The following is a 12,551-nucleotide window of genomic DNA, read 5'->3' as shown; positions in this document are numbered from 1 at the left end:
GCCTAACCACTAGGTAGCTCCACTACGTGTCCACGATTTGCGGGCAACCCCACTCGTGGGCCGAGCAGCTTATTCAGCTGCTCGGCGTTGGCGTAGGTCTTGGCAAATCCTCCTTTGAGCTTGTTTATAAACAGGGGCGCGATGGAATTCAGTCAGACCACCTGTCGTTTCGCGGAAGTAGATGACATTCTTCTGAGCTACTTCGTGTTCCAGATCGTCAGCGATGTTGAGTGAGCCGTTACGAAGGCGGGTGATATTTCCCTTGGAACGGCCGTAGGCGAGCATGAGATCGAAGATGAACTCGCGGTCATACTCATCTTTCCCAGCAAGCGGCTTGATGCGTTCTTCGATTGCTTTGAGGCTGAGTCTTGCCACCTAGTTCACCCTTCAATTCAGTGGAATAGCCCTCGGCAGGCTGGCGTTCATAAAGCTAGGAGTCGATCTTAGTGTTGGCGGCGATCGAGTGTGTCCGTTACGCGCACTAATGTTGATTGATGGATTAGCTATCCATCACGAAGCCTCGTTTACCCCAAGGAGAACCAACCCATGACGCACCGCGCAGACGCAGGGCTTGAGCCGGCTAAGGAAACGTCGGCGGCGCAGACGTCGTTTGTGCCGCGGCCAGGAAACCAGGAGGCGCGCCGGGCGGACCTGCGCCGCTGGAAGGCGATTGCGCTGTCCTTCCTGATTGGTGCGGCGGTGATCTTTTTGGGGTGCTCGTGGTGGCAGGCGTCGGCAAGCGGGGCTCCGGTCTGGGTGGGCTACGTGCGTGCGGCAGCGGAGGCAGGAATGGTCGGTGGACTGGCGGACTGGTTTGCCGTGACCGCGCTGTTCCGCCGGCCCATGGGGCTGCCCATCCCGCACACCGCACTCATCCCCAACAACAAGGACCGCGTGGGTGATGCGCTCAAGGACTTCGTGGAGGAGAACTTCCTCACCGCGGATGCGCTCAGCGCCAAGGTGCGGGAGGCCGAGATACCGCTGTGGCTGGCGCACCAGGGCGTGGAGCCTGGACGGGCGGAGGAGGTCTCCGCGTGGATTGGTGAGCGCGCAGCCAGCGTGGTCGCAGACCTAGACCCGGCGGAGGCGGAGCAGTTCATCCGCACCCAAGTCATGGACCGTCTGGCAGAGCCGGAGTGGGGCCCGCCGCTGGGACGCCTGTTGGAGGGCTACATCGCGGATGGCAAGGCGCGGCCGTTGGAGGATGACCTCATCGAGTGGGCACACGGGAAAATCCTCGGCATGGAATCCACTGTGGTCACCGCCATCGATGAGCGCATGCCAGGCTGGGCGCCGCGCTTTGCCCGCGAGATGGTGGGGGAGAAGGTCTACGCAGAGCTCGTGGAATTCGCCGATGAGGTGCGCCGCAACGGCAACCACGAGGCCCGCCTGGCCATTCGCCGCAACCTATCCAAGCTGGCCTCGGACCTGCAGTGGGATGAAGATATGCGCGGGCGCATCGAGGGAATTAAGCAGGAGATGCTGGCCTCGGATCAGGCACAGAAGGCACCGGCGGCGATGTGGGCGACGGTCTCCTCCACGCTCATTGAGCAGCTCACCGACCCGGAGTCCTTCCTGCGTCAGAAGATCACCGCCAAGGTGAAGGAATTGGCGCACCGTCTGTTGGAGGATTCGGAGTTCCTGGCCCAAGCCAACGAGCTGGTGGATAAGGCCGCGCGCTACGCGGTGGAGAAGTTCGCGCCGGAGATCATCGCGATTATTCCGGAGACCATTAAGCGTTGGGATGCCCAGGAGGCTTCCGAGAATATCGAGCTCATGGTGGGCAAGGACCTGCAGTTCATTCGCCTTAACGGCACGGTCGTGGGTGCGCTGGCTGGGTTGGTTATCTACACTGTTAATCATCTGCTTTTTGGCGTCTAACAAGGAGTGACGACCATGTCCGTATTTGACTCAATCAAGAATGCCGGTTCCTCTGCTTTTGATGTGGCCAAGGATTTTGGTGGCCGTTTCAAGGAGGAGCGCCAGAACCAAGCCCAGAGTGCGCAGGCGGATCGCATCGCGCGTGCTGCCGATGAGGCGGGCATGGGTGATGGCACTGCGAAGGAGGAGTCCTTCTTCGACCGCGTGACCTCCACGGCGAAGAATATTGGGGAGTCTGTGTCCTCCGCCGCCCGTGAGACCCGCAACTCGGAGTCTTTCGAGAAGGCTCGTGAGGATTTCAACACCGCCTTCAACGAGACCCGTGAGGGTGTGCAGGGCGCTATCAACAATGCCAAGGAGCAGCGCGCGGAGGGCAAGCATGCCCAGCAGCCGCAGGAGCCGCAGAGCCCGCGCAACCCTTATGCCCCGAAGCCGAATGACGATGTCATTGACGGCGAAGTAGTTGACGAGAACTAGTTAGTCTTTCTTGATGCACACTTTTCTTAACACCATTGCGTCGATACCGCAGTACATTTTCATGGCGGTATCCCTCTTCGCCCTCTTTGGTGCCGTTCTGGCAGCGATGACGCGGGAGGACGCCTTCCGCGCCGGTGACCGCCAGAACAAGTGGGTATGGGTCGGGCTGCTCGTCGGCTCTGCCCTGTTGATGAACCTGCCGCTGCCCTTTGTCAGCTGGATTGGCGCCATCATCACCGGCGTGTACTGGTTCGATGTGCGCCCGCAGCTCAAGGCCATCATCAACGGCGATTATTCCTACTAATGCTGAACCTGCTTGAGGCCTCCGTGGAGGAGGCGCGAACCCAGTCAGCGGGGCAGCAAAGAGCGCTTGTCTCCCCGCACCACGTGCTTGCCGCCGAGGGCGCAGAGCACGTCATTGCAGTTGCCGGCTATCCCACCGGGCGCCACCACTCCTTGGTGAAGGCGGCAGAAGCGCGGCTGGCCGTGCAATCAGGTGCGGCCGAGGTGTGGGTTGCGGTGGATGCGCTGCTAGGGGATGCCACCTCGCTCCTCTCCGAGCTCGTCACCCTCCGCGAAGCCTGCCCGCTGCCCGTGCGCTTGGGGCTCATTCTTCCTGAGCATCCAGCTCTGCCGGTGGCGGAGTATCTGCGTGCTGCCGAACAGGCAGGTTATCAGTGCCTCATTGAAACGGGCTCCGTCGTTTCAGACGACGAAGCCCTGGATACGCAACTGTCCGTGGAGAGTCTTAATTCTTAATTAGCCGGTGCCTGCTGTGCTGGTGCGGTAGCGGAATCGAGCTCGCTCATCGGAACGTCGTGGCCAATGAGGGTGAGCGTGAGTTCGCCAGCCCCAACATCCACGGATTCGAAGGTCAGCTGCTGGCCCGCGAGCTGTTCCTCCATGCCTTCGGCCAAGGCATTCGAAATCGCGGAGGTGGCCTGCTCGGGCAGGTCGAAGCCGAAGAGCGATGCTTCCTTCGCATCGATGGCGAGCTTGCCGTCGCGAGCTTCCGGCTTGAGCGAGAGCGTGGCCAGGCCACCGGCAAATTCCACTTCGAGGTCATCCTCGGCATCGTTGGCGGTAATCGCGGTCACCACGAGGTTGCCCAGCGCGTCATAGCCGGACTGCTCAGCAATAGCCTTTTGGAAGCTGGCCAGTAGGAATTGATCCGGGACCGTCGTCGAAGCCCGCAGCGTGCCCGCGACCGGCTCCTGGGACAGCGTCATGTCTTCGACGTGAATATCAGCGGCCGGTTGGCCGATGATGTTAGTGCCCTCAATCTGTAGCGTGGACGGGGTCTTCATATCCATCTGCGGAATCTTGCCGTTGAGCATGCCAAAGACCATGGGGCTGGCACCAAAGCTTACTTCCGGTTCCTCGGAGGTCTCCACGCCTTGCTCCTTGGCGGACTGGGTGAATTCGCTCTTCATCTGTGAGCCCAAGAACCAGCGTATACCGAGCTCAGCTACCAAGATGATGAGCAGGAGTGCAACGAGCACGCCGATGAAAATTTTCCAGGCCGTTGAGGCGGGAGATTTAGAAGAAGCCATGACTACTAGTGTGGCGCACGGGCTTAAAGTTGGCCAACTACGAGTTCCCAATCCACTGTGAGCACGTTATCCCGCAGGCGGCGGTTCACCGGATGGATGGGCACTGTCTGTCGGAGTTCTTTACGCGCCATGCGCCAGCGCACCCGCGGTCCATAAGGAGACCAGCCGGCGGCGCGGTCCCAGGCGGCATCGGCCGCTTGCAGGAGTTCATGGATTGGCTCACCCGGCACGTTGCGGTGGATGAGGATCTTGGGCAGGCGCTCCGCGATATCGCTGGGGCGCTGAACGTCGAAGGGATCCCAGGCGAGGGTCAGCGTGCGTGGACCGGCGGCGCTGAGAAGCACCCAGGCCGCCCTGCGCCCTAGCTCATCGCAGGTTCCCTCCACGAAGAAGCCGCCCGGAGCAAGACGCGAGGTCACCGTGTTCCAGGCTTTCTCTACTTGGTCAACGTCATACTGGCGCAGCACGTTGAAGGCGCGCACTAGCTGCGGGCGGTAGCCGGCAAGCTCGAAGCCGCCCAGCTCAAAGGTGACGCCATCGCGCGGCGGCAAGACGCGCTCGGGGGAAATCTCTAGGCCCGTTACCCGGGTATTCGGGTTAACGCTGCGCAGCCAGCCCGCCCACTCCACGGTGGTGGTGTGGGAGGCGCCGTAGCCGACGTCGAGAGCCAGCGGCTTACTCGTGGAGCGCAGCAGCGAAGAGATTTCAGGGTGCGCCACCATCCAGCGATCGCAGCGGCGCAGGCGGTTGGGGTTGGTGGTGCCGCGGGTAACAACGCCGAAAGGCCGACCAGCGCTTTCCTGAGCTTTCAGGTTATGCGCGTGATCGGCCATGGCAACAACTGTGGTGTAGGGAGTTGTTTAGAGGTTGTTGGAGATCCACTCTTCGGTGAGCTTGCCCTCGTTGGTGTAGAGCTCCTGCAGGGCCTCAGCGACCTTCGGCTCGATGGCAGCGCCCATCATCGGGATGTTGACGGAAACCTCGGTGACGTAATCCAGAACGGTGGTCTCATCCTGGGCCTTGTAGGTGATGTCACCCTTGAAGTCGACCGGGGTGCCCTTGACGTCAGCGGTGAAGGAGACGGAAATCTGATTGTCCACCAGCTCGCCGATGGTCACGGTGCGCTTTTCCTTCAGGTCCTGGGAGACCATGGCGCGAACGGCCTCCGGAAGGAGGGAGGTCGGAAGAATCTCGTAGAGCACAGCGGTGTTGCCAGTGAACTCGTGCACGGTACCCGGTTCCGGGGACAGCTTGGCCACGATGAAGTCCCAGTACTCCCGTGTGGTCAGTGCCTTGTGCACCTTATCGATGGGCTGGTTGATGATAACGGTGTTTTCGCTACGGGTTGACATGAGTTACAGACTACCTTGGTAGACGTGCTAGATAAATTCCTGACCCTCGCTGACATTGACGGAGTCACTCTGGATTCCGAGACCACCTTCGCCGATCTCACGACGCTGCGCATCGGTGGTGCACCGCTGGTGACGGTGCGCTGCGCCAGCGCTGAGGCCGCTATCGCTGCGTTGGCCACGCTTGACGAGTCCTCCCAGGACTACCTCGTTGTCGGCGGCGGCTCCAACCTCGTGGTGGCGGAAGGCCAGTTGGATGTCGTGGTGGTCACCCTCGACTTCGAGGACATCGACGTCACCGTGGCCAACGGACTCGTGCGCGCTGATGCGGGCGCGGTGTGGGATGACGTCGTGGCCCTGACCGTGGAGTGCGGTCTGGGCGGCATCGAGTGCCTTTCCGGCATCCCGGGCAATGCAGGTGCCGTACCGGTACAGAACGTCGGCGCCTATGGTGCGGAGACCTCCGACGTCCTCACGCAGGTCTATCTCTATGAGCGCGCTACCCGCACCGCGACGTGGGTACCGGCCGAGGAACTGGAGCTGGCCTACCGTTACTCCAACCTGAAGTTCACTGGCCGCGGCGTGGTGTTGGCTATTGAGCTGCAGCTGACCACTGATGGATTATCCAAGCCGCTGCGCTTTGGCCAGCTCACTCAGAACCCCGGTGAGCGCCGCCCCGTGGCCGAGGTCCGCGAGGAAGTGCTAGCGCTGCGCCGCAGCAAGGGCATGGTGCTCGACCCAGACGACCACGACACCTGGTCAGCCGGCTCTTTCTTTACCAACCCCATCGTGGAGCCGCAGCTTGCTGACTCCATCCAGGAAGCCGTCCGCGCCACCCGCGGCGACGAGGATGCTGACCGCATGCCCCGCCATGCGGTGCCGGCAAGCGGCACCGCATCTGGAGAAGGAAAGGAAAAGCTCTCCGCTGCCTGGCTCATCGAGCGCGCTGGCTTTGCCAAGGGCTACCCAGGTGAAGAGTCGGGCGCGAAGGCAACACTTTCCACTAAGCACACCCTGGCGCTGACCAACCGTGGTGAGGCCACCGCAGACGACATCGTTGCGCTGGCCCGCGACATCCGCGCCGGGGTTCAGAAGGCCTTCGGCGTGACGCTGGAGCCGGAGCCCATCTGGCTGGGTGTGAGCATTTAAGGAGGACTTGGGTGGCTAGGCCATGACGTTGAGCCACTCATCCTTGGCCGCGAGGAAATTGCGTGCGGCCTCCTGTGCGCCCTCGAGTGAGTGGTGGGCGCCCCAGCCGCACTGCACTTCGTTGGCGGCAGGAACCTCGGTGGCATTGAGAATGTCATTTAGTGCGCCCTCGACAGCGCGGAGCAGCTCGTCCTGTTCCATGCCGTTGGTGATGGCGTAGAAGCCGGTACGGCAGCCCATTGGTGCAAAGCCGATGAGCTTGTCGGTGTAGTTGCGCATGAAGTTGGCCATCATGTGCTCGACCGAATGCAGTGCTTCGGTGCCGAGGTGCTCTTTGTTGGGCTGGCAGAAGCGCAGGTCATACTTGATAATCTCGACCCCGCCGCCCAGGTCAGTGCGGTCGGCGACGCGAATATAGGGGGCGTCGACAAGCCGGTGGTCAAGCTCGAAGGACTTTACGTTGATCTTGTTGTCGGTGTTCTTCTCAGTCATGCCTCCCCAGTGTAACCACGGCTTAGCCTGTGGTCTGAGTGTCCTTCCCCTGTATGCGGGCTGTGCCGCATACGCTGGTCAGATATGAGCGAAGAGGAGACCCGAGGCAACGCTATTCCGGCCGAAGAGCCAGAGACTATCGTGCCGTTTAAGAGCTCGACCATCCTTGAAGTCGAAGGCCACGATGATGAGCGCAACCCCCTCGCTAAAGGTAACCGCCTGCGCAAGGAGAGCTGGGGGCTGGTCATCCGCCGCACGTGGAATGACTTCTTCCACGATGCCTTCATGGACCGCGCCGCCGGGATGACCTACTTCACGCTCATGGCTTTTGCACCTACGGTGCTGGCCGCCTATTCCATCGCTACGCTTATCTTCTCCTCCCGCCAAGCGGAAGTGGAGCAGCTGACTTCTGAGTTCATTGAGCAATACGTTCCCGGGTCGCTATCAGAACAAGCCCATACGGTCGTCGGCACGATTATCGGCTCCAGCGCGCAGGGTACGTTGGCTCTGATCATCTCCCTGGCCATCTCGCTGTTTTCGGCGTCGGCGTATGTGCGGGCCTTCTCGCGGACAGCCAATACCGTGTACGGCCGGGTGGAAGGCCGCGGCATCATCCGCACGTGGGCGCTGATGTGGGGGCTGACAGCAGTCATTGTGGTCGGCGCGGTCATCGTGCTCTTTGCCAACTTGCTGCGTGATGCAGTTCTTAATGAAGGATTGATTCCGCTTGCACGCAACGTAGGACTAGAGGATGCCGCCACATACTTGGTACGAATCTTCCTCCCGGTGTGGAACTGGCTGCGCTTCCCAGTCACTGTGGTTGTGGTTCTCACGCTGATCGCGGTGCTCTATCACTTCGGTCCCAACGTGCGTCCCGGGCGCTTTAGGTGGATAACCTCCGGTTCCGTGGTGGCGCTCGTGGGCACGGTTGTGTCCTGGGGATTGGTAGGCCTTTACCTGAAGTATCTTGCCGCGGCCAGCGCCTATGGTGCGTTGAGTACCGTCATGGCGGTCTTCGTGGCCACGTGGTTGATGAACACGGTGCTCATCGTCGGCATCAAGATTGATGCCGAGGTGCTGCGCGCTAAGGAGCTGCAGCTGGGATTGCACTCCGAGCGTTTCATCCAAGCTCCGCCGCGTTCCGATAGCTCCTCCCAAGCCCAAGCCCGCGCGCAGGAGAGCTTGGAGCAGAGGGCGCGTGAGATTTCAGATAACGCGCGGCAGGTGCAGGATGAGCTTCCAGAGGAAGCAATGGAAGAACGCGCCTAGTTGACAAAACCTTGCCCTCGCGTTGCATGGATCGGCGCTAAGTTTGGCAGATAGGGCAGTTGTGAAGCCGAGGGAAGGTGTACCTTCCGCGCTGCGCGCCCACCCGGCAAGTTGTCACTGTGCGGATTCTTCCCGGCGGTGGCCCGAGGCTTTGTCTTGCCTGTGCTTTTCAAGCAGTGCTGAGATGAGGAAACCGAAGCCCGTGATCGTTGTGGTCTTGGTTGCCCACTCATAATCAGCCATGAGCCAACCGATAAGGCACACAACGCTGAGCACGCCGACTGCTGTGATGAGGAACTTCTCAATATCCATGCTTCACCCCTGGCTCGTGGAAGTCTCACAATTAAGTAAACGGTGCTTTATGGGAAAACTATCACGAAGTGATATGTGCGCAGATAGAAAAGAAGCCGAGGAGGCCCGCTTCTGAGCGGACGTCCTCGGCTTGTTCTTAGGGCTTGCTGTTAGGGGCTAGCACCTTAGGCGGTGGGGTAGGTGCCGTCCTCGGTGAGGCGCGCGGAGTCGTCGAGAAGCATGGCAATCTCGGCGGCCTTGGCGTCCTGTGCCGGGAGGCGGCGGCCCTCGATGACCTCGAAGAGCGGGGCGCGGCCCAACATGCCGGCCTCGAAGTGGGCGCGGCCAGTACGCAGGCGCTGCTCGGCGCGCTCACGCCACGAGGCGGCGGCGTCCGCCCCGCGCTGCTGGGACACGGCCTGCTCAAACACGCCTGGGTGGGCGTAGACGATGAGCGCGCTGACGTGGCCGAAGCCAAGCGAGGTCAGTGCCGCGGCCTTCACGCTGTGGCCCGCAGAGCCGAGGTCCAGCGGGGAGCGCAGCCACAGCAGGGAGTGTAGCTCGGACTCGTTCGGGTCGTTGGCGCGGGAGATGAAGCGCTCGTCGATGCCGCCGGCGACCACGACGTCGGCCTTGCCCAGTGCACTCTTGCTGCATAACCCAGATAAAGATCCAGCCCACTCTCGACTAGGGCGAGGCGGGCTGAACGATTAAACGAAGCTTGTCACGGCGCACGACACCCCGCCAGACGGACGAACAAATGAGCAGGCAGTGAATGCGGTTGAATGGACGGTGTCAAGTTTTCGTGGCTGGGTGAATTTCCTTGCATCATCAATCGCATGTAGAAATCGCGTAGATCGTGTAGGCTCACACGCAGCACTAACAGCCCGAAAGAAGAAGAACAAGAAAGCATAAAGGAGGCGAACCGCGATGATGACCCATAACAATCAGCCGCTAGGACGCCTCTTTAAGCAACTCTTCTAACAGGCTGACTTGACCATTTCCCGGGAAAGCGGCCCTGCTTATCCCGGACGTTGGTGCCAGCCGCGCGACCCGCGCGCACAACTTATAAGTCAGCCGCCCAAGCAGGCCCTTTCTCACGAACTGCGTTACGCAAACGCAGAGAAAGGCTCTCTTATGCGCCTGCACAACTTCGCCTCCATTGTTGAAGACAAGACGGTGGCGCAGGCACAACTCGTCGCTGACCTGCCCTTCGTCTACCCACACGTGGCGCTCATGCCTGATGCCCACTTTGGCAAGGGCTCCTCGGTCGGCACTGTCTTCGGCACGCTGCGCGCCGTCATCCCGGCGGCCGTCGGCGTGGACATCGGCTGCGGCATGATTGCCGTGCGCACGGGGCTCACCCACGCGGACATCCAGGACTTCGCTCTCGAGGACCTGCGCACCGCGGTCGAAGACTCCATTCCGCTCTCGCCCGGAAACTACAACGGTTGGATCATGGACCCGCGCACCGAGGCCCGCACGCGCGAGCTCTCGCAGCTGGCCCAGGACACTGGCGTGGATCTCGGCCACTCCAAAAACTGGCGTCAGCAGCTGGGCAGCTTGGGCGGCGGTAACCACTTCATTGAGCTCTGCCTCGACGAAGAGGACCGCGTCTGGCTGTTCCTGCATTCTGGCTCGCGCGGCGTGGGCAACAAGATCGCACAGAAGCACATCAAGGCCGCGCAGCGTCACTGCGAGAAGCACTGGATCCAGCTCGCGGACAAGGACCTGGCCTACCTCGTCGAGGGCACGGAAGAGTTCGACTCCTACATTGCGGATCTCCACTGGGCACAGCACTTTGCGCTGCTCAACCGCGATGAGATGATGGACCGTTTCCTCGACTGCGTCGCCACCTGGGCCGGCGCAGACCGGGAGACCCTCGAGCTCGAGCGCATCAACTGCCACCACAACTACACCCAACGTGAGAGCCACTACGGCAAAAATGTGTGGCTCACGCGTAAGGGCGCCATCAAGGCGGACGAAGGCGACCGCGGCCTCATCCCCGGCTCGATGGGCACCGCTAGCTACGTCGTGGAAGGCAAGGGCTACCCGCCGGGCCTCAAGTCTGCGCCGCACGGCGCGGGTCGCGTCATGTCGCGCACCCAGGCCAAGGCCCGCTTCACCGAGGCGGACCTTGCCGCACGCATGGAAGGCATCGTCTACCGTCCCGGCGCCGAGTTCGTCGATGAGATTCCGGACGCCTACAAGGACATCGACTGCGTGATGGCCGATGCCGCCCAGCTCGTTGAGGTCAAGCACACCCTGCGCCAGATCCTCAACGTCAAGGGCACCTAACCTGCGCCATGATGGGACCGTCACTTTTAGTGACGGTCTCTTTTGAGCTTTCCGACGCCCCCTCCTCCTGCAGCGTCGCATCAGCACGACGCTTTGCCTTATGCAAGGAAACGAAGTGCGTGACCACTATTGATTACTGCTTATTTATCGCGAAGGGCTGGAACTGCTCGGCCGGTCGGGGGTGAAAGCTGAGTATTAAACTGCGTCGAGGCGAGTTGGCGTTCAGCATCGTCGACCAACATGAAAACATCGTCAGCGAAGTAACCGAGAAGCCCGCCCGCACCGATGACTTTCTTACGCAGAATGCCAGCGTCGGTGAGTGAATCGAGAGCATCTCGGGCCGTGCTTGTCGATGAAATCCCCAGCTCGGACTTCACGATGGACACCGTGACCAAAGGCATGGCAGGAAGCTTCTTGAGCAGTTGGAACTCCGTTGAATTCGATTTCAATGCGCGCTTGCTTCCTTGCGCAGTGCGGTGGTGATTGACCTTGTCCATCCATTCTGCTTCTAGCGCGGCGACGCTATCCGCAAGTTCAGCTGCTTTGGTGGTGGCGACTTGTGCAGCCTCGACGAAGAAAGAGATCCATGCCAGCACGTCACCCTCGCGGAATTTCGTGAGTCCGTCGACGTAACGGTCACCGAGCGTTGCCAGAACCATACTGACGGGGAGAACCGCAGCATCGGTGAGCCCTCTGCGCTGCAAAAGCGCGTGAATCATGGCTCGTCCCACGCGCCCGTTCCCATCCGGGAATGGGTGGATGGTCTCGAACTGGGCATGAACGAGCGCTGCTTGAACGAGCGCGGCGTGGTCTGCCCCGTTGAAGTATTCAATGAGATCGTCGAGGAGTCTTGGGACTTCTACAGGAGGCGGGGGGACAAAAGCCGCACCGATGGGGTGATAGTCAGACCCGCCAATCCAGTTTTGAGTAGTACGTACTCCTTGTAAAGGCTTTTCTGCAACGAGTGCAGTCTGCATTGCAACAATGTCATCCAGGACCAGCTCGTCTTTGTAAGCCAAGTCTGCATTGATGGTGTCGAGGATGGCGACATTGCGGGCGACAGCTGTTGCGGATTCTTTGAAACCCCGAATTCCGGAATCTGATTCACGCGCGAGGATCGCCATGGCTACTTTGTCGGAGTTGGGAGCGATTCCCTCGATCCGGGAGGAAGCGACGGCCTCAGAACGGAGCAGGAGTCGCGCAACTCCTTCAAGCGAGTGGGTATTGTCTCTCATCCCAAGATTGTGAATCTCCCGCTCGATGCGAACGATACGTCGCGAGAGCTCGGACGGAAGCTTCAACGACATACCTGCGAGGGGATCGGGAACAAAAGCATAATACTTCCCGCCTTGCTTGGCGCGTCGAGAAAGACCGCTGCCATCAGCAGGGATCCATTCCAATTCGACTGTCTTTGCCACAGCTGACTCCTCTCATGCGCTCGACGCACTGGGGATATGACTTATCCCGGTAGATCGATATCTTAGTTTACCGGGATAGCAGTTATCCCGGTGGACTGCGAGCGCAATGCGCCAGATAACTCTTATCGTGAGTCACTGCTTTGCGGACGTGCGGTTGAAGGTGTCTCAGGTTGGGATCGATGGGCGCACCTACAATCCCCATGAGTGGTTCGTCGCGCCGCTTCCGGTGATCAATCAGGCGATTCAGATGATTCAGACTGGCGATATCGTTTCCGCCGTTTATGACCCTGAGAAGCAAAAGTTGGTCGAGCGTTAGCTGAAACGTAGTAGCCGATTCGATGGCGGATACAAAAGGCTCAGGCCCACTTCCCTTT

General features: G+C 60.6%; 16 protein-coding genes. 8 read left to right on the top strand and 8 right to left on the bottom strand.

Translation table 11 applies throughout. From position 1 onward, the window contains the following. Nucleotides 1-69: 69 nt before the first annotated feature. Nucleotides 70-375 carry a hypothetical protein gene (locus tag HMPREF3147_RS01970; RefSeq protein ID WP_070444010.1) on the bottom strand — a complete coding sequence of 102 codons (306 nt, stop codon included), beginning with the start codon at nucleotides 373-375 and terminating at the stop codon, nucleotides 70-72. A gap of 171 nt (nucleotides 376-546) precedes the next feature. Here HMPREF3147_RS01970 and HMPREF3147_RS01965 point away from each other — a divergent pair, with 171 nt between their 5' ends. Genes HMPREF3147_RS01965 through HMPREF3147_RS01950 form a run of 4 tightly spaced genes read left to right on the top strand, consistent with a single transcriptional unit; the run spans nucleotide 547 to nucleotide 3,117 of the window. Further along, a complete protein-coding gene (locus HMPREF3147_RS01965) occupies nucleotides 547-1,881 on the top strand; it encodes a DUF445 domain-containing protein (RefSeq protein WP_070444007.1) in 1,335 nt (444 codons plus the stop codon). 15 nt (nucleotides 1,882-1,896) lie between these two features. Beyond that, the gene (locus HMPREF3147_RS01960; protein WP_070444004.1) at nucleotides 1,897-2,358 is read left to right on the top strand and encodes a CGLAU_01105 family protein; all 462 of its coding nucleotides are present in this window, start codon (nucleotides 1,897-1,899) and stop codon (nucleotides 2,356-2,358) included. A gap of 13 nt (nucleotides 2,359-2,371) precedes the next feature. After that, a complete protein-coding gene (locus HMPREF3147_RS01955; RefSeq protein ID WP_070444001.1) occupies nucleotides 2,372-2,662 on the top strand; it encodes a DUF2516 family protein in 291 nt (96 codons plus the stop codon). Continuing rightward, nucleotides 2,662-3,117: a deoxyribose-phosphate aldolase gene (locus HMPREF3147_RS01950; RefSeq protein ID WP_070443998.1), complete on the top strand. Its 456-nt coding sequence runs from the start codon at nucleotides 2,662-2,664 to the stop codon at nucleotides 3,115-3,117. The genes HMPREF3147_RS01955 and HMPREF3147_RS01950 overlap by 1 nt, the downstream gene beginning before the upstream one ends. On the opposite strand, the gene HMPREF3147_RS01945 is transcribed toward HMPREF3147_RS01950, so the two are convergent. Genes HMPREF3147_RS01945 through HMPREF3147_RS01935 form a run of 3 tightly spaced genes read right to left on the bottom strand, consistent with a single transcriptional unit; the run spans nucleotide 3,114 to nucleotide 5,263 of the window. Continuing rightward, nucleotides 3,114-3,911, bottom strand: coding sequence for an LmeA family phospholipid-binding protein (locus HMPREF3147_RS01945; protein ID WP_070443995.1), 798 nt, complete (start codon nucleotides 3,909-3,911; stop codon nucleotides 3,114-3,116). The genes HMPREF3147_RS01950 and HMPREF3147_RS01945 overlap by 4 nt on opposite strands. Before the next feature lie 23 nt (nucleotides 3,912-3,934). Continuing rightward, nucleotides 3,935-4,744 (bottom strand): class I SAM-dependent methyltransferase, encoded by an 810-nt coding sequence (locus HMPREF3147_RS01940; protein ID WP_070443992.1) that lies wholly within the window; start codon nucleotides 4,742-4,744, stop codon nucleotides 3,935-3,937. A 27-nt stretch (nucleotides 4,745-4,771) separates the two neighbouring features. After that, nucleotides 4,772-5,263, bottom strand: coding sequence for a DUF2505 domain-containing protein (locus tag HMPREF3147_RS01935; RefSeq protein ID WP_070443989.1), 492 nt, complete (start codon nucleotides 5,261-5,263; stop codon nucleotides 4,772-4,774). Nucleotides 5,264-5,287: 24 nt separating this feature from the next. On the opposite strand from HMPREF3147_RS01935, the gene HMPREF3147_RS01930 reads away from it, so the two are divergent. After that, the gene (locus tag HMPREF3147_RS01930; RefSeq protein ID WP_070444152.1) at nucleotides 5,288-6,409 is read left to right on the top strand and encodes a UDP-N-acetylmuramate dehydrogenase; all 1,122 of its coding nucleotides are present in this window, start codon (nucleotides 5,288-5,290) and stop codon (nucleotides 6,407-6,409) included. A gap of 15 nt (nucleotides 6,410-6,424) precedes the next feature. Here the strand turns inward: HMPREF3147_RS01930 and HMPREF3147_RS01925 are convergent, their stop codons facing one another. Next, a complete protein-coding gene (locus tag HMPREF3147_RS01925) occupies nucleotides 6,425-6,901 on the bottom strand; it encodes an S-ribosylhomocysteine lyase (RefSeq protein ID WP_070443985.1) in 477 nt (158 codons plus the stop codon). Between the two features lie 84 nt (nucleotides 6,902-6,985). On the opposite strand from HMPREF3147_RS01925, the gene HMPREF3147_RS01920 reads away from it, so the two are divergent. Beyond that, complete coding sequence (locus tag HMPREF3147_RS01920) at nucleotides 6,986-8,170, top strand: YihY/virulence factor BrkB family protein (protein ID WP_246815688.1); 1,185 nt, start codon at nucleotides 6,986-6,988, stop codon at nucleotides 8,168-8,170. A 114-nt stretch (nucleotides 8,171-8,284) separates the two neighbouring features. On the opposite strand, the gene HMPREF3147_RS01915 is transcribed toward HMPREF3147_RS01920, so the two are convergent. Together HMPREF3147_RS01915 and HMPREF3147_RS01910 are read right to left on the bottom strand one after the other, a co-directional pair. Continuing rightward, nucleotides 8,285-8,482, bottom strand: a complete 198-nt coding sequence (locus HMPREF3147_RS01915) for a hypothetical protein (protein ID WP_070443982.1) — start codon at nucleotides 8,480-8,482, stop codon at nucleotides 8,285-8,287. 164 nt (nucleotides 8,483-8,646) lie between these two features. Continuing rightward, on the bottom strand, nucleotides 8,647-9,084 hold the full coding sequence (locus HMPREF3147_RS01910; protein WP_070443979.1) for a hypothetical protein: 438 nt from the start codon (nucleotides 9,082-9,084) through the stop codon (nucleotides 8,647-8,649). Between the two features lie 514 nt (nucleotides 9,085-9,598). Between HMPREF3147_RS01910 and HMPREF3147_RS01905 the strand changes: the two genes are divergently transcribed. Beyond that, nucleotides 9,599-10,759 (top strand): RtcB family protein, encoded by a 1,161-nt coding sequence (locus tag HMPREF3147_RS01905; RefSeq protein WP_070443976.1) that lies wholly within the window; start codon nucleotides 9,599-9,601, stop codon nucleotides 10,757-10,759. 140 nt (nucleotides 10,760-10,899) lie between these two features. Here the strand turns inward: HMPREF3147_RS01905 and HMPREF3147_RS12815 are convergent, their stop codons facing one another. Continuing rightward, nucleotides 10,900-12,177, bottom strand: a complete 1,278-nt coding sequence (locus tag HMPREF3147_RS12815) for a Fic family protein (RefSeq protein WP_070443973.1) — start codon at nucleotides 12,175-12,177, stop codon at nucleotides 10,900-10,902. A gap of 127 nt (nucleotides 12,178-12,304) precedes the next feature. On the opposite strand from HMPREF3147_RS12815, the gene HMPREF3147_RS01895 reads away from it, so the two are divergent. Next, on the top strand, nucleotides 12,305-12,493 hold the full coding sequence (locus HMPREF3147_RS01895; protein ID WP_210384559.1) for a hypothetical protein: 189 nt from the start codon (nucleotides 12,305-12,307) through the stop codon (nucleotides 12,491-12,493). Nucleotides 12,494-12,551 lie beyond the last annotated feature (58 nt).

The sequence above is a fragment of the Corynebacterium sp. HMSC05D03 genome, from assembly GCF_001807205.1.
Taxonomy (GTDB): Bacteria; Actinomycetota; Actinomycetes; order Mycobacteriales; family Mycobacteriaceae; genus Corynebacterium; species Corynebacterium aurimucosum.
This window is presented reverse-complemented; position numbering and strand designations above follow the sequence as displayed.

Excerpts from the sequence above, each read along its gene's own strand:
- HMPREF3147_RS01925 (WP_070443985.1), bottom strand. The coding sequence starts at position 6,901 with ATGACTGAGAAGAACACCGACAACAAGATCAACGTAAAGTCCTTCGAG.
- HMPREF3147_RS01945 (WP_070443995.1), bottom strand. The coding sequence starts at position 3,911 with ATGGCTTCTTCTAAATCTCCCGCCTCAACGGCCTGGAAAATTTTCATC.
- HMPREF3147_RS01935 (WP_070443989.1), bottom strand. The coding sequence starts at position 5,263 with ATGTCAACCCGTAGCGAAAACACCGTTATCATCAACCAGCCCATCGAT.
- HMPREF3147_RS01905 (WP_070443976.1), top strand. The coding sequence starts at position 9,599 with ATGCGCCTGCACAACTTCGCCTCCATTGTTGAAGACAAGACGGTGGCG.
- HMPREF3147_RS01960 (WP_070444004.1), top strand. The coding sequence starts at position 1,897 with ATGTCCGTATTTGACTCAATCAAGAATGCCGGTTCCTCTGCTTTTGAT.
- HMPREF3147_RS01915 (WP_070443982.1), bottom strand. The coding sequence starts at position 8,482 with ATGGATATTGAGAAGTTCCTCATCACAGCAGTCGGCGTGCTCAGCGTT.
- HMPREF3147_RS01965 (WP_070444007.1), top strand. The coding sequence starts at position 547 with ATGACGCACCGCGCAGACGCAGGGCTTGAGCCGGCTAAGGAAACGTCG.
- HMPREF3147_RS01950 (WP_070443998.1), top strand. The coding sequence starts at position 2,662 with ATGCTGAACCTGCTTGAGGCCTCCGTGGAGGAGGCGCGAACCCAGTCA.
- HMPREF3147_RS01955 (WP_070444001.1), top strand. The coding sequence starts at position 2,372 with ATGCACACTTTTCTTAACACCATTGCGTCGATACCGCAGTACATTTTC.
- HMPREF3147_RS01920 (WP_246815688.1), top strand. The coding sequence starts at position 6,986 with ATGAGCGAAGAGGAGACCCGAGGCAACGCTATTCCGGCCGAAGAGCCA.
- HMPREF3147_RS01940 (WP_070443992.1), bottom strand. The coding sequence starts at position 4,744 with ATGGCCGATCACGCGCATAACCTGAAAGCTCAGGAAAGCGCTGGTCGG.